Genomic DNA, 19,383 nt, shown 5'->3' on the forward strand with positions numbered 1-19,383 from the left:
TCGGTGGAAATCCTCAATCCGGAAATCAATCGGGAACACATCGAGGATAAGGCATCCGTGCTGGACATCCACGCCAAAACGGAGCAGGGCGAGCACGTTAACATCGAGATTCAGCTGGAAAACAGGTTCGACATAGAAAACTTGGCGATAGCCTAGCGTAAGCGACGGCAGAGCCATAGTTGCACTTGTGTCTAACCAGAATGCCAGTGCATTCTGGTTAGACCATGGAAAAGCGTACCCTGTACTACTGGTCACGCATCTACTCAGCTCAGATGCAGAAGGGAATGCCGTACACGGAGTTGGCGAAGACGATCACGATCAACATCCTCAATTTTCGCTTTCTGCGGGAGACGGAGCGGTTCCACACCACCTTCCACCTGTACGAAGATCAGGAGCAGTTTCCGCTGACGGATGTGATGGAGATTCACTTCATGGAGATCCCGAAGCTGATGGACAAATGGGAGCAGCGGGCGGTCAATCCGCATGACAATGAGCTGGAGAGATGGCTGCTGCTTCTGGAGGCGGACGATCACGAGGAAATTCGCAAGGAATTGGAGGCGATAGCAATGCGAGATCCGGTGATGAAACGGGCGTTTGACGAATGGGAAGACCTGAGCCGCGACGAGAAGAAGTGGGTGGAGTACGAATCTCGTCGAAAAGCGATTCTGGACGAGATGGCGGCTGTGCGGGAGGCGGAGATTCGGCAGCAAAGGGCTAGGGAAGAAGGCTTGGCAGAAGGTGAAGCGAGAGGCGAGCGGCAAAAGGCACTGGAAGTAGCAAAAAAACTGTTCGCGATGGACATGTCTGTGGACGCGATTGCAAAAGCAACGGGATTGTCAGCAGAAGAAATCGAAAAACTGAAACAACAGCTACACTAGATCAACTCGAATCACAAACGGCCCTGTATCCAATCAATGGATGCAGGGTCTTTTTGTCGTTGGCAAGGCAAAGGTGCCTGTCACTTCCCAGAACGTGCCGAAAAAATCAATCACAAAGAAGTGATTGATTTTTTATTTGCACACCCCCTCTTACAATGATTACGCTTGGCTCAATAGGAACGTTCGTTCTGAAAAAAGAGGGTGAAAAGTATGGCAGCCAATATTTCATCAATTGGATTGAAGGGGATGCAAGGATATAAAGTCACAGTCGAGGTAGAAAAGCTGCATGGCATAGAGAGTGTTGTCATCGTGGGGTTGCCGGACACCGCCATAAAAGAATCGAGGGAACGTGTCATTTCTGCCTTGAAATCTACAGGCTGCAGCATTTCCGATAGAAAGATCATCATTAACTTGGCACCAGCTGAACACAAGAAGAATGGTCCCGTCTTTGATTTGCCCATAGCGATCGGCATTCTCAAATGCCTGGATGTAATCAAGGGAGAGATTCCTGCTGCGACTGCTTTTCTTGGAGCGTTATCACTTGATGGTCGGGTTCAAAGGGTAGATGGGATATTACCTTCATTGTTGGCTGCCAAACAGTTGGGGTTCAAAAAACTTTATCTGCCCCTTGATGCTCAATTACCGTTACATCTCGTAGATGGAGTTGAAATTGTGGCTGTTCATACCATAAGCGATGTGCTTTCCCATTTGGCTGGACAGCTTTCCCTTTCCTGTTCTTTTCCTGAGGACGTTGGAGAACTACCAATAACCAAATCTACCATGCTAAAAGATTTTTCATACATCCTCGGACATGAGAAAGCAAAGCGCGCCTTCGAAATAGCGGCAGCCGGGGAACACAATTTGCTGATGAGCGGCCCTCCGGGATGCGGTAAAAGTATGCTCGCTGAATCTTTTTCTACGATTTTGCCACCACTGTCTCGTGAAGCTCAAATAGAGGTGATGAGTCTTTATCAGATGGCAGGTGTAGAATTGCCTGATGCCGCTATGCCTCCTTATCGCCAACCCCACCATACCTCATCCTATGTTTCCATGATCGGAGGAGGCACCAATCCAAAGCCGGGTGAAATTTCCCTTGCCCATCATGGGGTGTTGTTTTTGGATGAGATTGCAGAATTCCCCAAAAAAACATTGGATATGCTGCGACAACCGCTTGAATCAAGAAAGGTCACGATCAGTCGCATCCACTCGACCGCCACTTTTCCCTCCCGCTTCATTCTTATTGCCGCCATGAATCCATGTCCATGCGGTTACTTGGACACGAAAGCAGGGTATTGCAGCTGTACACCCAAGCAAATTCAAGCCTACCAGGGAAAGTTATCCGGACCCATACGAGATCGTATCGATATCTTTTTAAGACTGGAGCCAATCAATTTTGAGCGGGAAGGAAAAAAATCATCGGAAACATCAAAGATAATTCAAGAAAGAGTGATACACGCCAGACAAAAACAACAGGAGCGTTACCGGGATTGGGGGGCTTACAGCAACGGTTCCATTCCCTTTGAGTTGTTTTCGCAAACAAACTCCTTGACGACAGAACAACAAAACATGCTGCAGTACCATTGCATGCAGCAGAACTGGAGCAATCGCGTTCAGGGAAAAATCTTTCGCATAGCCAGAACGATATCGGATCTCCGGGATGAAGCGCATATTTCGGATGAAAGCTTGTGGGAGGCTATTGCCTATCGTATATCCGTACAGCCAAGATCAAAACCAAATGCCAAAGTTTCGGGGAGGTAGATGGACACATGGGAAGAAAATCAAGAATCTGGCTGCCAGGCGGCTTTTATCATATTGTGTGCCGCGGAAATCGAAGGGATGCCCTGTTTTTGAAGATTTGGATTATGTAAGTTTTTATAAGATTCTTGAAAGCGTATATGAAAAAATCAAGTTTGAACTCCCTGCCTACTGCCTTATGACCAATCATTTTCATTTACTGATAAGAACATGGGAGGACCCCATTGCAAAAGTAATGGCCTTGCTGAATAAAAGATATGCTAACTATTTCAATACTCGTTATCGTCTCAGCGGACACGTATTTGAAAAAAGATACTATGCGCAACTGCTTGAAGAAGACAGAGGTGTGCTTGAAGTGAGCAAATATATTCATCGCAATCCATTGGAAGCAAAGATGGTGAAGCGAATGGATCTTTATCCATGGAGCAGCTATCGATATTATACGCAGATGAATGGAATCCCGCCTGCTTACGTCAAGCTCGATTCCATCCTGCGTTATTTTTCGGGAGAAACGGTTCATCAGCGAGAAGCCTATCAAACGTATGTAGAATCAGATTGACGGTGCCTGTCACCACCCGAAAGGGCGCCATCTATGTGTGGAAGGGGTATAAGAAATTGGCAGAAGTAAAAACTAAGAGGGGCTGCCTAGTGTTGATATAGAAAATAGATAACGAAAAAGAGTAGAATGCCTATGATGATTGTATTCTGTAAAAGAAAAACCTAAGATATAAAAAAGACAAAAAACAAAGGAGATACGATGACAGAGAAAAAGGCGATAACAGAACCAGGATGGAACTTCGACAACAGTTACGCTCGTCTGCCGAAATCATTTTTTGCCAGGCAGGACCCAACCCCTGTACGTTCCCCGAAGTTGATCATTCTCAATGAACGGTTGGCAGCATCCCTAGGGTTGAACGTGCAGGCGCTGCAAAGCGAAGAGGGCATAGCGGTGCTGGCGGGGAACCGGATTCCAGAAGGTGCTTTGCCGCTTGCCCAAGCTTATGCGGGGCATCAATTCGGGCATTTTACGATGTTGGGGGACGGCCGGGCTCTGCTGCTTGGCGAACAGATCACGCCTGCAGGCGAACGGTTTGATATTCAGCTCAAGGGTTCAGGCAGAACGCCATACTCTCGCGGAGGCGATGGTCGAGCGGCACTTGGACCGATGCTGCGCGAATACATCATCAGCGAAGCCATGCATGGGCTTGGTATTCCTACCACTCGCAGTCTGGCAGTGGTGACCACCGGTGAGACAGTTATCCGTGAGACAGACCTGCCTGGCGCAATTCTGACCCGCGTGGCTGCCAGTCATCTGCGCGTCGGCACCTTTCAATACGTTTCAACCTGGGGCTCTGATGAGGATCTCCGAATCCTGGTTGACTATACATTGCAGCGGCATTTTCCAGACGTTGACGATGCTCCGAACCGCTATCTGTTCCTGCTTCAGGAAGTGATCAAGCGTCAGGCTGAGCTGATCGCCAAATGGCAGCTCGTTGGCTTTGTTCACGGAGTGATGAACACCGACAACATGGCCATTAGCGGAGAAACGATTGATTATGGTCCATGTGCTTTCATGGATGCTTATGACCCCGCAACGGTATTCAGTTCCATTGACATTCATGGACGCTACGCCTATGGTAATCAGCCGTACATCGCTGCCTGGAATCTCGCGAGATTTGCTGAAACCCTCCTACCGCTGCTGCATGACAACGAGGAGCAGGCCATCAAATTGGCCGAGGATGCGATTTCCGATTTTACCGGGTTGTATCACCGTCATTGGCTCGCGGGAATGAGGGCAAAGTTGGGAATCTTTAACGAAGAGCCGGAGGATGTATCACTCATGAAAGACCTCCTCGATCTGATGCAGAAGCATCGTGCGGACTACACCAATACCTTCCGCGCATTAACTTTTGATAAGCCGGAGGATACGGCTCTGGCTGGCACCACTGAATTTGCCGAGTGGCAGGTGCGGTGGCAGGCGAGACTAGGCAGGCAGCAGGAATCAAAAGCCGCCTCGCATCAGTTGATGCGGGACAGCAACCCCGCGCTAATCCCTCGCAACCACCGGGTAGAAGAAGCGCTGGAAGCCGCAGTGAAGGAAAGAGACTACAGCGTGATGGAACGGCTGCTTGATGTTCTATCGAGCCCCTACGCGCACACACCCGAACAGGCTGAATACTCCACGCTGCCTGCGCCATCAACCCGTCCTTACCGAACCTTTTGCGGTACATAATCGGTGCCTGTCACCACCCGAAATACGTCGAAAGGGTCTGTCTTGAAAGAGGCAGGCTCTTTCCTTTTGTTCCTTCATGTTGACTGCGTGGCGGTTTCTTCCTTGAGGAAATCAATAAATGCTTTAACCAATGTCAATTCCATGGAGCTTTCCCGATAAATGATCCATGTCTGCCGTACCAACGGTTGCTGGTCTTTCGAAATCAGCGGAATGGTATAGAGCGGTTCATCCTCCGATAAGCAGATGTTGGGGCAAAACGCATAACCCAGACCGTGCAGCACCAATTGCTTGCAGGTATCGAGGCGGTCCACCTCCATGGCGATGGTAGGGGGCGTCCGAAATCTCTCTTTCCACCAATTGTCAATGAGCGTGCGTAAAGACGGGTCCGTTTGATAATTGATCTGGGGGAGCGACGGCAATTCCTCCAGTTCTATTTTTTTATGGGAGGCAACGCTGATCATCTCTTCCCGAAATAAATAGGCCTCCCCGTGCCAATTGTAGTTGCCGCGCACGATGCCAAGATGGACTTCCTCTTTCTGCAATAAATGGTTAACCTCCGAGCTCCACCCGGTTTTCAAATTGATTTCGACATCGGGGTATTTGGCGAGGAAATTTTTTAACAGCCTGGGGAGCTCGTAACGGGCAAACATGCCGGAGACCCCTAAGCGCAAGGTGCCTTTCACGCTTTGATCCATATTGACGATATATTCCTTCGCCTTGCGCAGCTGGAGCAGCATCTCTTTCGCATAGTTCACCAGATAGGTGCCCTGGACGGTAAATTCCACCCCTTTTTTCCCACGCGTGACAATACTGGTTCCAAATTCCTTCTCCAGCTGATGCAGCCGGTAGGTCAAGGCCGGCTGTGAAATGTAGAGGCGTTCTGCCGCCTTGGTGATATTTCGCTCCTCATACATGGTGATCAGCATGTTCCAATCCTTTTCATCCATAACCTTCACCTGTCTTCCATCAATAAAAATTATTTATCAAAAATCATAAAATATTAATATTATTTTAATACTTACAATTATACTACAATCAAATTCAGGAGATAAACATTTTTCGGCCTTTCGCTGATCGTTTCAAGACGTGTGTTAACTGGAGGTGCGACATGAAATCGGAATTTCCTTGTACCATTATGAGGGGCGGGACGAGCAAAGGCCTCTTTTTTCTGGAACAGGATCTGCCCGAAGAATGGGATGAGCGAAAAGAAGTGATCCTGCACGCCTTTGGAAGTCCGGATTCAACAGGGCGGCAACTTGACGGGTTAGGGGGAGGCACATCCACCACGAGCAAGCTGGCCATCATCTCGAAGATACCCGGGGAACCGAATGCCGTAAATTATACGTTTGGACAAGTGGATATCCTCACGTCCCTGATCGATATGAAAGGCAATTGCGGCAACATCTCTTCGGCTGTAGGCCCCTTTTCAATCGATGCGGGGTTAATCGAGAACATCAAAGAGCCATACACAACCGTCAAGATTTTCAATACGAATACACAAAAGTACATTTATGCCCATGTCCCGGTCAAAGAGGGAAAAACCGAGTATGAGGGGGATTACGCCATTCCAGGCGTTCCGACCACGGGAAGCAAGATTCAACTTGATTTTATGGAGCCTGGCGGATCGGTGACCGGCCACTTGCTGCCGACCCATCAGGTGAGGGAATGGCTGGAGACGGATTCCTATGGCCGTTATGAGGTATCGATCGTGGATGCGGCCAATCCATGTGTATTCGTCAAAGCGTCTGATATCGGGATATCCGGAACCGAATTGCCGAAAGATTTGGATAACGATCCGGATTTCCTGGGCCGCATCCTTGAGATCCGAGGGGCGGCAGCCGTCAGACTCGGCTTGGCTGAGACGATTCAGGATGCCATTCAACATTGCCCGGCTGTCCCCAAAGCTTGCATCCTGGCGCCATCAATCGATTATGTCTCCACGTCCGGCAGCGTCATTCGCAAAAATGACATCGATATTGTCGCCCGGATGATGTCGATGGGAAAATTGCATCCCTCTTATGCCATCACCGGAGGGATCTGTTTGGCGATTGCCTCCCAAATGGTAGGAACGCTCGTCCATCAACTCGTCTCGCAGAATCCGCATGATCCCCGCGTGATTCGCATCGGACACTGCAGCGGTGTGATGGATGTAGGAGCTCATGTCTCCTGTACGGATGGAAAATGGCATGCCCATTACGGCCGGGTTTATCGTACCGCTCGACGATTGATGACGGGCACTGTATACGTATGATTACGGGAAAGGGAGTCTGCATAATGGAAACGGATGTTTTGGTCATCGGTGGCGGGAATGCCGCTCTCAGCGCCGCATTGTCGGCTCACGAACATGGAGCGAGAAAGGTGCTGATCGTCGAGAGGGCCCCTGAATTTTATCGCGGGGGGAACAGCCGGCATACCCGGGATTTTCGGGTCATGAATACGCGTGAGGACAACAAGTACATGGTGGGCACGTATACGGAAGAAGAATTCATGGAGGATTTGAACCGTGTCGCCGGTGGAGAAATCAATCAAACGCTTGCCCGCATCATCGTGCGCGGGTCGGAAGAACTTCCGGAATGGCTAGGCAAGCAAGGAATCCTCTGGCAGCCAGCGTTGACGGGAACCCTTCATTTAGGGAGAACCAATATTTTTCAACTCGGCGGCGGAAAAGCCATGATGAATTCCTACTATCAGACTGCCCAAGCCAGAGGGATCGACATCTGGTACGAAGCCATGGTGGTGGATTTGACCATCGAGGATGGGGAATGCAAGGCGGTACACGTACAACGCAACGGCTCGATCATAACCGTGCAGGCGAAAGCGGTTATCGTTGCATCGGGCGGTTTTGAGGCGAATATCGAATGGCACAGGCGCTACTGGGGGGCGGCGGCTGACAATTTCGTGATTCGGGGCACGCCATACAACCAAGGCAACGTTCTGGAGCTTCTTCTCAACAAGGGGACCGCCCAGATCGGGGAACCAAACGCGTTTCATGCCGTTGCGGTAGATGGCAGGGCGCCCAAGTTTGACGGGGGGATCGTGACACGCCTTGATAGTGTGCCATTTGGGATTGTAGTGAATAAGCATGGACAGCGTTTCTACGATGAAGGCGAAGATTTCTGGCCCAAACGCTACGCGATTTGGGGCGGGCTGATCGCAAGGCAGCCGGATCAGGTCGCATACTCCATTCTGGATAGCAAAGCGCTTGGAAACTTTTTGCCTTCCGTGTGGGAGCCGATCTCTGCTGGCTCCATTGGCGAACTCGCAGAGAAGCTGGGCCTCGATCCCGACGTGTTGAATGAAACGGTTGCGGCCTATAACCGGTCTGTTCGTCCGGGAACCTTTAATCCACGTGAATTGGACGACTGCCATACGGAAGGCTTGACGCCTCCCAAGAGTCACTGGGCAGTAAATATTGAAACCCCCCCATTCTATGCGTATCCATTGAAGGCAGGCATTACTTTCACGTATCTGGGTGTCGAAATCAACGAGCAGGCAAGGATCAAGATGAATGACGGCAGCCTCTCCAAGAACCTGTTTGCCACCGGAGAAATCGTTGCCGGCAATGTGCTGCGCCGCGGATATTTGGCTGGTTTTGGGCTGACGATGGGTGCCGTACTCGGAAGAATCGCAGGGAGGGAAGCAGCAAATGAAGTTACAAGAGCTCATCGATGATGGAAAGCGACAAATGCGGCTGTGCAATGCATGCCGCTACTGTGAAGGATATTGTGCCGTATGGCGGGCGATCGAGTGGCGCCGGGATTTTACCCCGAATGATATGGCCTATTTGGCCAACCTTTGCCACGATTGCCGGGAATGTTATTTTGCGTGTCCCTTTACACCTCCCCACGAGTTTGGCATCAATCCGCCGAAGCTCTTTAGCGGGTTGCGTGATGAGTTGTATCATAAATACGCCTGGCCAGGCCCGTTGGCGAAGGCCCTTGGCGGGAAGCAGAGCAGCGTATGGACGGTGGTTGTCCTCACCATCGTGTTTACGGTGATTCTGGCGTTGTCAAGCAATACGGAGGCCCTGTGGCAAAAGCATGTAGGGCCAGGGGCATTCTATAATGTCATGTCTGAGTTTGCCATGATCGGATTGTTCGGCTTCCTGGGATTATGGATGCTTTTTGGCTGGGTCATTGGCGCCGTGAGATTTTGGCGTGAGATCAAGTCGCCCAACTCGGATCGAGTCGCGTTCCAAGACGTGAAGTCTGCGATCTCCTATGCGATGAGCCTGCGGTATCTGGGGGGAGAAGGGGCAGGATGCAAGGAGCCCAGCTACGAAATGTCCAGAAGCCGGCGGATGTTTCACCATTTGATTTTCTATGGGTTCTTGCTTGATTTTGCTTCGACGACGCTTGCGGCCTTTTACTCCCACGTGTTAAAAGTCCCGGCACCTTATCCGTTGTATCATCCGGTTGTGATCCTTGGCGCGTTGGGCGGGATCGGGCTCATTATCGGGATCACAGGATTCCTCTACGTGAAAAACAAGAGTGACCAATCCCTCTCCGATCCGAGTGCCACCAAGTCAGGCAATGCCTTTTCTGTATCCTTGCTTGTGATTGCGGTGACTGGTATGCTTCTGTTGGCGATGCGCGAAACGGTTGCCATGGGGATCATGCTCATGATCCATCTGGGCAGCGTGGCCACCTTGTTCTTCGTTGCACCCTATTCGAAGTTTGCGCATTTCGTCTATCGCTTTATTGCATTGGTGCGTTATGCCCAAGAGGAACGGGTACATGCTGAGCCGGTTCATAAAGACAAATCCCCAAAACAACCGGCACTTTCACACGGTGTGCCTGTAAGCAAATGATGGTAGATCATACCCCGGATATGCGATTCCGGGGTTTTTTCATTATGGTTTATGGTCTGTTAAAATAAAAAACTTTTATCATTGACAATAAAATATGAATATTTTTAGTTATAGTAGACAAATGGTAATATGTGAAGTAACAAGCAATTCCGAATTATTGAACAGGAAACAGGGGCTAAGGGGGGAGAGGCATTCTCTGTTGCGTTCAGGCTTTTGTTTCGGAAAATGGGTTCCAATTGAAAGCGATGAAATGTAAGGGCTTTCTTTCGAAAAGGGGGTAAAACTTTATGAAAAAACGATCCGGTTTGTCCTGTTTGGTTGTTCTCACACTCGCTTCCATGATGGCGTTGGCAGGTTGCGGAAACAGTGCCTCGAATGCTCCGGCCGATGGCAAGAGCAGCCAGGGAGCATCGTCGGCTGAAGCGGCATACCCGAAGATGGAGATCAAGCTGTCGCACGTGGCAGCGGACAATACGCCTAAAGGCCAGTCTGCCTTGAAGTTTAAGGAGATTGTAGAGTCCAAAAGCGGCGGCAATATCAAGGTGAAGGTATTCCCGTCCGGTCAGCTCTATGGGGATAACGACGAAATTGAAGCGCTGCAGGCGAATAATGTGCAAATCATCGCTCCATCAGCGGCCAAAATGAGCGGTTTTGACAAATCATTTGAAATCTTCGACTTGCCGTTCATGTTTAAAGATGAAGAGAGTCTGCGCAGGTTTGAGGATGGTGAGGGCGGCAAAAAATTGCTGTCCAAATTGGAGTCAAAAGGCATCGAAGGCCTCACGTTCTGGCCGAACGGATTTAAGCACATCACCAATAATAAAGTGGCAATCAAAAATCCGGATGACCTGAAGGGGTTAAAGATTCGCACACATGGCGGGCAGATTATCAATGAAGTGTATGGGAAGCTGGGTGCTGCCTCTACCAAAATTGCCTTCAATGAAGTATACCAAGCTCTCCAGTTGGGTACGGTAGACGGCCAGGAAAACAGTCTGGTCAACATTGAAACGCAAAAATATGAAGAGGTTCAAAATAACCTCACCCTTACCAACCATGCGCGTTCCGAATATGTCGTGGTAGCGAACAAGAAATGGTGGGATGGCCTGGACGCCAAGACGCAAAGCCTTCTGGACGAAGCGATGAAAGAGGCGACAAAGGTTGGGCGTGATTTAGTGCAAAAGCTGGAGCTTGAATCGTTGGAAAAATTCAAGAAGAGCGGCAAATTGAAGATCACCGAGTTGACGGATCAGGAAAGAGAAGCATTTAAGCAAGCGGTACAGCCTGTTTTCGATAAATGGGCAGCCGAGATGGATCCAGAAGTGATTAACTTGGCCAAAGAAGCATCGAAGTAGAGAGGGAATGAATACTGGAAAAAAGAGGGGGACGCACCTCCTTTTTTTCTATCCCAGAAAGATGGAGGGGAACCGAATGTGCAAAACCAACAAAATGCTTTCATGGATCGAAGACGTGTCTTCGACGTTGTTTCTTGTTGTCGGATTAGGATTCATGTTTTTCGAAGTCGTGATGAGATATGTCTTTGATTCTCCTACGACGTGGATCAATGAAACGGCAAGCATTCTCGTCGTCTGGGCAATCCTGCTGGGCTTGTCTGTCGGTCTTCGCGACAATCACCACATTAGTGTTGACATTTTCTACGTGCTGTGTCCGCCGCAGATCCGCAAGGCCATTGACATGTTCGCCAATGGGGTATGCATCCTGTTTTGTATCTTTTTTGCGTATAACGGCTGTGTGTTGGTGCTTCACACGTTGGAAAGCGGCCAAGTGACCATGGATACAAGAATCCCCATGTGGATTTATTACACCGTTGTGCCCATATCCGGATTGATGTTTATGGTTCGGTTTATCGAACGGCTCATCCGTGTATGGAAAACGGACTACCATCGAACGACAGGGGGGGATATGAATGAACACCATTCTGCTTTTTAGCGCCTTTTCATTGTTCCTTCTTCTGCGGATACCGATTGCGATCGCATTGGTTGCTTCCACGACGCTGATGTTTTGGCTGTCCGATACGTTCAGCATGTGGACCATCCCGCAAAAGATGTTCACCAGCTTGAATCATACGACGTTGATGGCGATCCCGGGGTTTGTGTTGGCCGGCACGATTATCGCGAAGGGCGGCATCGCCAAATATCTGATCGAAGCGTTACGAGCCTGGATCGGGCATGTGTCCGGTGGGCTGTCGGTCGTTACGATCTTGGCCTGTTCCTTTTTCGCTGCCATTAGCGGGTCCAGTCCTGCTACAGCTGCTGCCATCGGTTCGATCATGATTCCTGCCATGGTGGAAGCGGGATACAGCAAACGATATGCCATGGGATTGGTTGCTGCATCCGGAACGCTGGGAATCTTGATTCCTCCAAGCATTCCCTTGATTGTATACGGTGTGGTGACGGAGCAATCGATTGGACAGTTGTTTATGGCCGGCGTCATCCCGGGCATTGGCCTAACCTTGCTCCTTGTCGTTTACTCCATCATCTATGCGCGCATGAAAGGATATGGGAAACTGGAGAAAGCAGGGTGGAAGGAACGGTGGGGCTCTCTTAAGATGGCTTCCTGGGGGGGATTTTTGCCGATCCTGGTCCTGGGCTGCATCTACAGCGGAGCAACAACACCGACGGAAGCATCCATTGTCTCGGCAGTCTATGGGGTCATTGTTTCTCTCGTTGTGTATAAGGAAAGATCCATCAAGAAATGGTTGGAGATTCTCAGGGAAAGCATCGGCATCACTGCGATGATTATGCTTATTATCGCGTCGGCGATGGTATTTTCGTTGTATATGACGCAGGAGCAAATACCGCAGGCGTTGGCAGAAGCCATGATGTCGATGGATGCGCTGAATAAAGTCATGTTTTTTGCATTGACAGCGATTCTCTTCTTTATATTGGGGATGTTTTTGGAATCATCTTCCATCATGCTGATCACGCTTCCCTTGTTGCTGCCGATCATGCTGTCGGTGGACATTAACCCGATTCATTTTGCGATCGTCATGATTATCAATATGGAAATCGCCCAGATTACGCCTCCGGTTGGATTGAATTTGTTTGTCATCAGCGGGATTTCAAAATCGAGCCTGGGCGAAGTGTTCAAAGGCAGTATTCCATTTATTGGCGTGATGATCGTGTATATGGTTTTCGTGATGATTTGGCCAGAGTTTACCTTATGGTTGCCTAAGCAGGTCATCCAGTAGGGCTTGGTGCCTGTCACCACCCGAAATACGTCGAAAGGGTCTGTCTTGAAAGAGGCAGGCTCTTTCCTTTTGTTTAGGGAACTCACTGAAATCATTGGAGGAAACTTCGTGAAGCAAGTCAAATTATTGCATGGATAAGTGCCTGTTCTCATCAGGAGGTGGTTACAAAAGAGTTTCCACCGCTGGAAGAGGATTATATGGGAGGTGAGGGGAAATGGCGGGGATTTCATACAAAGAATATGATGCATTAGGGTTAGCGGAGCTGGTAAAAAAGAAAGAGGTTACACCAAGAGAGCTGGTTGAAGAAGCCATACATCGAATAGAGACCCTGAATCCGGAGTTGAACGCTGTCATCCACAAGATGTACGAGCGTGCGAGAAATGATTCGGTGCATGAGGGGAGAGGCCGGTTTGCGGGTGTTCCGATGCTGCTAAAGGACATTTCACAAGAGATCGCGGGAGAGCCGATCACATCTGGCTCGAAAGCACTGCGCCCTTATCGGGCAAAGAGTGATTCGGAATATGTAAGACGGCTGAAGAACACAGGGGTTGTTTTCCTTGGTCAAACCAATGTGCCGGAGTTCGGTTTAATGGGAATTACGGAACCTGCTCATTATGGACCGTGCAGGAACCCATGGAATTCGGCACATACGCCGGGTGGTTCAAGCGGTGGATCGGCTGCTGCCGTAGCTTCGGGGATGGTCCCTATCGCCGGAGCCAACGATGGAGGAGGATCCATTCGGATTCCCGCTGCCTACTGCGGACTGTTCGGCCTGAAACCGACGAGAGGACGCACGCCGGTAGGACCTCGTTACGGTCGGCTTTGGCAGGGAGCATCCGTTGAACATGTTCTCACTCGCTCGGTCCGGGACAGTGCTGCCGCTCTTGATGAACTCGCAGGAGAGGAAAAAGGGGCCGCCTTCTCGGCACCTCCTTTCGAGGGAAGCTATTTGGATACGGTCAACAAGCCGCTCGACCGGCCTGTACGGATCGCCTTTTCTGTTCAATCGCCGATTGGAACGGAAGTTCATCCTGCATGCAGAGAAGCGGTTATGAAAACAGCCAAATACCTGGAATCCATTGGACACCATGTCGAGGAGGTCGATGCGCCTGTACATGGAAAAAACATCGCCATCAGTTATCTCACGATGTATTTTGGTGAAGTTGCTGCCGCATTGTCAACGCTGGAAGAAGCGTTGGGTCGCAAGGCAGCGTATGACGATGTGGAGCCGGCGACCTGGCTGCTTGGATTGCTGGGCAGGGCTACTACGGCTGAGGAGTTTGTCTTAAGCCTGCGGGAGTGGGACCGAGCGTCTTATGCGATGGAACTCTTTCATGAAACCTATGCGTATTATATAACCCCAACGACTGCTTTTCCGCCTGCGAAGATAGGAGAGCTTGAGCCGAAGCCTTTGGAAAAGCTGGCTATCCAAGTCATGGGCAAGTTGGGGTGGGGTGGACTTTTAAAGAAAGCAGGGATCATTGAGCAGATCGCCGAAGATAATCTCAAGAGGACGCCCTTTACTCAGCTGGCGAATCTCACGGGTCAGCCGGCCATGTCTGTACCCGTTCATAGGACGGCAGATGGACTGCCAATCGGGGTTCAATTCATGACCGCCAGAGGCCGTGAGGATCTGCTCTTTCAGATGGCTGCACACCTGGAACAAACGGAGCTGTGGCTAGACGTCAGCCAAAATCCTAGGTTTTTACGGTAATGCCCGGAGTATTTTCCCCTTAGCGAAGAAGCTGCTAAGGGTTTTTTCGTGTTTGCGGCAAGAACAAAGGTGGAGATGTTCGGAAAATCATACTTGCACGAAATGATTGAATTCTCTTTGTTATGCGATTATAATTAAGATAAGAAATAGAACCACTGGTTCTATAGTAGAACCAGTTGAATCAATACACGCGAAAGGTGAAGGCGATGTCCCTGAAAACGTTGGATAATTCCTTGGAACTGCTCAAGTACTTTACCAAACAGACCCCGGCGTGGGGGGTTCGTGAGCTGGCGAAAGAAATGAAGATGAACCATACCGTCGTGTACCGGATTTTATCAACCTTTGAGAGCCACGGATTCCTGGTGCAAAACCAGGAGACGAAAAAGTACGAGTTGGGGATCAAGTTCTGGGAGTACGGTCAACTCGTGCAGGACAGGCTGCGTCCGTCCGACATCATTTATCCCATAATGAAAGGGCTTTCAGAGGAGACGGGCGAGTCCATCTTCCTCACCTGGCTGGACGGTATGGAGGGCATCTACGTAGAGATCGCGGAAAGTTCGCAGCAGATCAAGTACGCGGTTACGATTGGCAGCAAAATACCGCTTTACGCCGGGGCCTCCAGCAAGGTAATCATGGCCTACCTGCCGCGGGAACGGCAGGAAGCCATCATTCAAAAGGGACTGAAGCCGTTTACCGACAAGACGATCGTCAGCCCGGAACAGCTGTTGGCCGACCTGGAGGAGATCCGGCAAAAGGGCTGGTGTTTTTCCGTGGGCGAATATTCCGACTCGGTATTTGGACTGGCCGTTCCGCTGTTCAATCACCGACAGGAAATCATCGCTTCGCTGACGATTGCCGGTCCGGAATATCGCATGCCCCAGGCCAAGGTGGCGGCAGTCCTGCCGCTCCTGCTCAAGGGCAGGGACGGGATTCAAGCCTGTTTCGACAAATTTCATTTGCAGTACTAGCCGTAAATGCCTTGTCTTCGGACCAGGTTGGATTCGTTCTCGTAAGGAGGTGGTGGTAACGGCAGACAACGTATTGCGGCGCAGCTTGACAGAGAGAGATCCTTGCTTGACGAAAACTTTTGGGGGGAATTATATGAAGAACCAAAACGAAAAACATCCGATTGTGCTCGAACCGTTCTCGCTGTTTCTGATTATCGGGTCCTCTATTGTCGGGGCGATTATCGGTATGCAGCTCATCGTGTCGCTCGGCATTTCCGCCAACACGGCGATTATCGGGGCCCTGCTGGCCATGGTGATCGCCAGGATCCCTGTCGGACTTTTCCGCAAATACCGGTCGATCCACCGGCAAAACCTCATCCAGACCGCGATTTCATCGGCCACGTTTGGCGCGGCAAACAGTTTGCTGATTCCCATTGGCATTCCATTTGTCATGGGCAAGCCTGAGCTGATCCTGCCGATGCTGATCGGTGCCGGACTGGCGATGTTTGTGGACGCGATCATCTTGTACCGCCTGTTTGACTCGAAGATTTTCCCCGCCTCCGGCACCTGGCCGCCAGGGGTAGCGACCGCTGAATCGATTATCGCCGGCGATCAGGGCGGAAAGCGAGCCGGTCTATTGGGGATTGGAGCGGCGGGCGGTATCCTGGGTTCGTACCTGGGCGTTCCCATGTCGGCGTTTGGGGTTGCGTTTATCGGCAACATCTGGGCGCTCGCCATGTTTGGAATTGGCCTCTTGCTTCGCGGCTATTCCGTTCAGCTGTTCGGGGTTGACATCAACAAGCTGTACATTCCTCACGGTTTAATGATTGGTGCCGGTTTGGTCGCTCTGGTGCAGGTTTCCTATCTGATTCTAAAAAAACAGAATAATACGAAATCGGCGCCAAATCACGAGGTTGCGGCCGCTTCCGCAGACGCAAACGGGGAGAACTATACCCGTTCGGAACGCGATACGTACCGTGCCCTCGGATACGGATTTTTGGCTTATGTCGCCGTTGCGCTGATTCTCGCTGTGGTCGGTGGCATTGTAACCGACATGTCGCTGGGAATGTTCGTCCTGTACTTGTTGTTTGCTGCGTTTGCAGCCTTTGTCCATGAATTGATCGTCGGAATCGCCGCGATGCACTCCGGTTGGTTCCCCGCATTTGCCGTTGCACTCATTACGCTTATCATCGGCATCCTGATCGGATTTCCGCCGGTCGCTCTGGCCCTCTTGGTCGGGTACAGCGCGGCGACAGGCCCGGCGTTCGCCGATATGGGGTATGACCTGAAGACCGGGTACATCCTCCGCGGCTTCGGTCGAGACAGGGTGTTTGAGCTGGACGGAAGAAAGCAGCAATTCATCGCCGCGATGATTGCCTTCGCGGTAGCGCTTGTCGCCGTTCTGGTCGCACACAAAGGCTATTTTGCCCAAAACCTGGTGCCGCCGGTGGACAAGGTGTACGTGGCGACGATTGAAGCAGGCGTGTCGCCCGACATCGCATGGCAGCTGTTCATTTGGGCCATTCCCGGGGCGCTGCTGCAGCTTTTCGGTGGAGCGAAGCGCCAGCTGGGGGTCCTGTTCGCAACAGGTTTGCTGATTCTGTACCCGGCAGCCGGTTGGGCAGTGCTCGCCGGGATCGTTATTCGCGCAGTGGTGCTGAAAGTGAAAGGGAAAGAGGCGGAAACCCCGATGAGCATTATGGCCGCGGGCTTCATCGCCGGTGACGCGCTGTACAGCTTCTTCAATTCCGTGTTTAAATTCAGCAAGCAGTAATCGGTGAGGTTCCTATGGCTACGATTCAGTTGGATAAACGCAAAATGGAGGCTGCCGTCCTCGGGGGAGCGGTCCTGGGCGGCGGTGGGGGAGGATGGATCGAAGACGGCATGCAGTTGGGGAGACTGGCCCTCGAGGTCGGTCACCCCAGACTGGTTACGATCGACGAATTGGACGATGACGCGACCATCGTCACCGTATCCCTCGTCGGAGCGCCCGCCGCTCCCGACAAGTACGTAAAACCCGTCCACTACCTGCGCGCGCTCGAGCTGTTGTCCGAGCGAATGGGGGGGAAGATTGACGGCATCATCACCAACGAAAACGGTGCCAGCACCACGGTCAACGGGTGGTTTCAATCAGCCGTTACGGGGATTCCCGTCGTCGACGCTCCCTGCAATGGACGGGCCCACCCAACGGGGAGCATGGGCTCGATGAACCTGTCCGAACAGAGTGACTATGTGTCCGTGCAGGCAGCAGCCGGCGGCAGGGGCAGGAATTACGTCGAGCTGGCCGTGTCCGGCGCGCTTGATACCGTCTCGTCCATGATCCGGACGGTTTCCATCAGTGCCGGCGGCATGGTCGCCGTTGCGCGCAATCCGGTGAAGGCCGCGTACGTGAGACAAAACGGGGCTCCGGGGGCGATTCAACAAGCGATTCAAGTCGGCGAGGCGCTGTTGGCCCACGAAGGGGAGAAAGCGGTTGACGCGGTTGTGGCGCTGCTGGGTGGAAACGTGATCGCGATGGGCGAAGTGACGGGATTCCACCTGGAAACGACGGGAGGTTTTGACGTCGGCAGGGTGATCGTCGGCGTCTGCGAGCTGACGTTCTGGAACGAATACATGACGGCGGAGATCAACGGAGAGAGGCTGGCGACGTTTCCCGATCTGATCATGACGTTTGATGCGGAAAGCGGCAGGCCGCTCGTCTCTGCTGCTGTGACCAGGGGGCAAAAAGTGGCGGTGATTGCCGTCCCGAAAGAAAACTTGCGCCTGGGTTCGACTATGCGAAACAAAAACCTGATCCAGCCGATCGAAAAGATCATCGGCAAGTCGGTGCTGCCGTATGTATTTGGAAACAAGGCAAACGAGGAGGCACTACGCGATGTCGCTGAAACAAACGCTGATTGTCTATGAAACGCTTGACAGTGCTTACGTATCCGGGCAAGACGTGAAAGAGCTGTTTTCCGCTTTTCCGGAGGTGCAAGTGAGCGTCCGGACCGTTGAAGGGGAGAAGGGAAGAACCGACTTTGTCAAAATCGTGATCCCCGGGACTGACGGGAAGTCAAACGGCGGAAACGCCCCTACCTTTGGCATCGTCGGACGCCTGGGCGGCATAGGCGCGCGCCCGAGCCGGATCGGTCTGGTGTCAGATGCCGACGGTGCGGTCGCCGCGATTGCCGCTGCTCTGAAACTGGCCGAGATGAAAAAACGGGGAGATCACCTGCCGGGAGACGTGATCGTCACCACGCACATCTGCCCGGACGCGCCGACGAAACCGCACGAACCGGTCGACTTTATGGATTCGCCGGTTGATATTCTCACGATGAATCAGTATGAAGTCACTCCCGAGATGGAAGCGATCCTGTCCATTGACACCACGAAAGGCAATCGGGTGATCAACCACAAGGGCATCGCCATATCTCCAACGGTGAAAGAAGGGTACATCCTGCGGGTGAGTGAGGATTTGCTGCGGATTATGGAAATGGTCACCGGACAGCTGCCCGTTACCTTTCCGATCACGACGCAGGACATCACGCCGTACGGCAACGGTCTGTTCCACATCAACAGCATCCTGCAGCCTGCGGTAGCGACGTCGGCACCGGTGGTGGGAGTGGCGATTACCGCGCAGTCTGTCGTTCCGGGATGCGGCACAGGGGCAAGTCACGAAATCGACATCGCCACCGCCGCCAAATTTGCGGTCGAAGTGGCGAAGGAGTTCACCCGCCGCACCTGCTCCTTCTACAGCAAGGAGGAGTTCGAACGCTTGAACACGCTGTACGGCCCGATGAAGATCCTGCAGACGATGGGCAGGGAGTCGGCTGCGCAGTCATAAGGTTGGAGAACA

Annotated in this window: 17 protein-coding genes; 16 read left to right on the forward strand and 1 reads right to left on the reverse strand. The window is 51.6% G+C overall.

The window, feature by feature from the left end:
• The first annotated feature begins 57 nt into the window (after positions 1-57).
• The 5 genes from ACE99V_RS03055 (at position 58) to ACE99V_RS03075 (ending at position 4,866) form a co-directional block, all read left to right on the forward strand.
• Positions 58-156: a hypothetical protein gene (locus ACE99V_RS03055; protein WP_400489786.1), complete on the forward strand. Its 99-nt coding sequence runs from the start codon at positions 58-60 to the stop codon at positions 154-156.
• 68 nt (positions 157-224) lie between these two features.
• A complete protein-coding gene (locus ACE99V_RS03060) occupies positions 225-878 on the forward strand; it encodes an Rpn family recombination-promoting nuclease/putative transposase (protein WP_400489678.1) in 654 nt (217 codons plus the stop codon).
• Positions 879-1,088: 210 nt separating this feature from the next.
• On the forward strand, positions 1,089-2,636 hold the full coding sequence (locus ACE99V_RS03065) for a YifB family Mg chelatase-like AAA ATPase (protein WP_400489679.1): 1,548 nt from the start codon (positions 1,089-1,091) through the stop codon (positions 2,634-2,636).
• Positions 2,614-3,192, forward strand: coding sequence for a transposase (locus ACE99V_RS03070; protein ID WP_400489680.1), 579 nt, complete (start codon positions 2,614-2,616; stop codon positions 3,190-3,192). Before ACE99V_RS03065 ends, ACE99V_RS03070 begins: the two co-directional genes overlap by 23 nt.
• 198 nt (positions 3,193-3,390) lie before the next feature.
• Entirely contained in the window at positions 3,391-4,866 is a 1,476-nt protein-coding gene (locus ACE99V_RS03075) for a protein adenylyltransferase SelO (protein WP_400489681.1), read from the forward strand.
• Positions 4,867-4,940: 74 nt separating this feature from the next.
• Here the strand turns inward: ACE99V_RS03075 and ACE99V_RS03080 are convergent, their stop codons facing one another.
• Entirely contained in the window at positions 4,941-5,813 is an 873-nt protein-coding gene (locus tag ACE99V_RS03080) for a LysR family transcriptional regulator (RefSeq protein ID WP_400489682.1), read from the reverse strand.
• Between the two features lie 161 nt (positions 5,814-5,974).
• Between ACE99V_RS03080 and ACE99V_RS03085 the strand changes: the two genes are divergently transcribed.
• The 11 genes from ACE99V_RS03085 (at position 5,975) to ACE99V_RS03135 (ending at position 19,371) form a co-directional block, all read left to right on the forward strand.
• Positions 5,975-7,117, forward strand: coding sequence for a 2-methylaconitate cis-trans isomerase PrpF family protein (locus ACE99V_RS03085; RefSeq protein ID WP_400489683.1), 1,143 nt, complete (start codon positions 5,975-5,977; stop codon positions 7,115-7,117).
• A gap of 23 nt (positions 7,118-7,140) precedes the next feature.
• The gene (tcuA, locus tag ACE99V_RS03090; RefSeq protein ID WP_400489684.1) at positions 7,141-8,538 is read left to right on the forward strand and encodes an FAD-dependent tricarballylate dehydrogenase TcuA; all 1,398 of its coding nucleotides are present in this window, start codon (positions 7,141-7,143) and stop codon (positions 8,536-8,538) included.
• Positions 8,513-9,676 (forward strand): tricarballylate utilization 4Fe-4S protein TcuB, encoded by a 1,164-nt coding sequence (gene tcuB / locus ACE99V_RS03095; RefSeq protein WP_400489685.1) that lies wholly within the window; start codon positions 8,513-8,515, stop codon positions 9,674-9,676. Before tcuA ends, tcuB begins: the two co-directional genes overlap by 26 nt.
• Positions 9,677-9,963: 287 nt before the next feature.
• Positions 9,964-11,028: a DctP family TRAP transporter solute-binding subunit gene (locus ACE99V_RS03100; RefSeq protein WP_400489686.1), complete on the forward strand. Its 1,065-nt coding sequence runs from the start codon at positions 9,964-9,966 to the stop codon at positions 11,026-11,028.
• A gap of 76 nt (positions 11,029-11,104) precedes the next feature.
• Positions 11,105-11,623, forward strand: a complete 519-nt coding sequence (locus ACE99V_RS03105) for a TRAP transporter small permease (RefSeq protein WP_400489687.1) — start codon at positions 11,105-11,107, stop codon at positions 11,621-11,623.
• The gene (locus ACE99V_RS03110) at positions 11,601-12,884 is read left to right on the forward strand and encodes a TRAP transporter large permease (RefSeq protein WP_400489688.1); all 1,284 of its coding nucleotides are present in this window, start codon (positions 11,601-11,603) and stop codon (positions 12,882-12,884) included. Before ACE99V_RS03105 ends, ACE99V_RS03110 begins: the two co-directional genes overlap by 23 nt.
• Positions 12,885-13,098: 214 nt before the next feature.
• Positions 13,099-14,598 carry an amidase gene (locus tag ACE99V_RS03115; RefSeq protein ID WP_400489689.1) on the forward strand — a complete coding sequence of 500 codons (1,500 nt, stop codon included), beginning with the start codon at positions 13,099-13,101 and terminating at the stop codon, positions 14,596-14,598.
• A 206-nt stretch (positions 14,599-14,804) separates the two neighbouring features.
• Positions 14,805-15,566, forward strand: coding sequence for an IclR family transcriptional regulator (locus ACE99V_RS03120; RefSeq protein WP_400489690.1), 762 nt, complete (start codon positions 14,805-14,807; stop codon positions 15,564-15,566).
• 133 nt (positions 15,567-15,699) lie between these two features.
• Complete coding sequence (locus ACE99V_RS03125) at positions 15,700-17,319, forward strand: OPT/YSL family transporter (protein ID WP_400489691.1); 1,620 nt, start codon at positions 15,700-15,702, stop codon at positions 17,317-17,319.
• Between the two features lie 14 nt (positions 17,320-17,333).
• Positions 17,334-18,452: an S-methyl thiohydantoin desulfurase family protein gene (locus tag ACE99V_RS03130; protein ID WP_400489692.1), complete on the forward strand. Its 1,119-nt coding sequence runs from the start codon at positions 17,334-17,336 to the stop codon at positions 18,450-18,452.
• Complete coding sequence (locus tag ACE99V_RS03135; RefSeq protein WP_400489693.1) at positions 18,421-19,371, forward strand: DUF1177 domain-containing protein; 951 nt, start codon at positions 18,421-18,423, stop codon at positions 19,369-19,371. Before ACE99V_RS03130 ends, ACE99V_RS03135 begins: the two co-directional genes overlap by 32 nt.
• Positions 19,372-19,383 lie beyond the last annotated feature (12 nt).

The sequence above is a fragment of the Brevibacillus soli genome (genome assembly GCF_044759095.2).
GTDB lineage: Bacteria > Bacillota > Bacilli > Brevibacillales > Brevibacillaceae > JBIYSM02.

Excerpts from the sequence above, each read along its gene's own strand:
- ACE99V_RS03060 (WP_400489678.1), top strand. The coding sequence starts at position 225 with ATGGAAAAGCGTACCCTGTACTACTGGTCACGCATCTACTCAGCTCAG.
- ACE99V_RS03065 (WP_400489679.1), top strand. The coding sequence starts at position 1,089 with ATGGCAGCCAATATTTCATCAATTGGATTGAAGGGGATGCAAGGATAT.
- ACE99V_RS03070 (WP_400489680.1), top strand. The coding sequence starts at position 2,614 with ATGCCAAAGTTTCGGGGAGGTAGATGGACACATGGGAAGAAAATCAAG.
- ACE99V_RS03075 (WP_400489681.1), top strand. The coding sequence starts at position 3,391 with ATGACAGAGAAAAAGGCGATAACAGAACCAGGATGGAACTTCGACAAC.
- ACE99V_RS03080 (WP_400489682.1), bottom strand. The coding sequence starts at position 5,813 with ATGGATGAAAAGGATTGGAACATGCTGATCACCATGTATGAGGAGCGA.
- ACE99V_RS03085 (WP_400489683.1), top strand. The coding sequence starts at position 5,975 with ATGAAATCGGAATTTCCTTGTACCATTATGAGGGGCGGGACGAGCAAA.
- tcuA (WP_400489684.1), top strand. The coding sequence starts at position 7,141 with ATGGAAACGGATGTTTTGGTCATCGGTGGCGGGAATGCCGCTCTCAGC.
- tcuB (WP_400489685.1), top strand. The coding sequence starts at position 8,513 with ATGAAGTTACAAGAGCTCATCGATGATGGAAAGCGACAAATGCGGCTG.
- ACE99V_RS03100 (WP_400489686.1), top strand. The coding sequence starts at position 9,964 with ATGAAAAAACGATCCGGTTTGTCCTGTTTGGTTGTTCTCACACTCGCT.
- ACE99V_RS03105 (WP_400489687.1), top strand. The coding sequence starts at position 11,105 with ATGTGCAAAACCAACAAAATGCTTTCATGGATCGAAGACGTGTCTTCG.
- ACE99V_RS03110 (WP_400489688.1), top strand. The coding sequence starts at position 11,601 with ATGAACACCATTCTGCTTTTTAGCGCCTTTTCATTGTTCCTTCTTCTG.
- ACE99V_RS03115 (WP_400489689.1), top strand. The coding sequence starts at position 13,099 with ATGGCGGGGATTTCATACAAAGAATATGATGCATTAGGGTTAGCGGAG.
- ACE99V_RS03120 (WP_400489690.1), top strand. The coding sequence starts at position 14,805 with ATGTCCCTGAAAACGTTGGATAATTCCTTGGAACTGCTCAAGTACTTT.
- ACE99V_RS03125 (WP_400489691.1), top strand. The coding sequence starts at position 15,700 with ATGAAGAACCAAAACGAAAAACATCCGATTGTGCTCGAACCGTTCTCG.
- ACE99V_RS03130 (WP_400489692.1), top strand. The coding sequence starts at position 17,334 with ATGGCTACGATTCAGTTGGATAAACGCAAAATGGAGGCTGCCGTCCTC.
- ACE99V_RS03135 (WP_400489693.1), top strand. The coding sequence starts at position 18,421 with ATGTCGCTGAAACAAACGCTGATTGTCTATGAAACGCTTGACAGTGCT.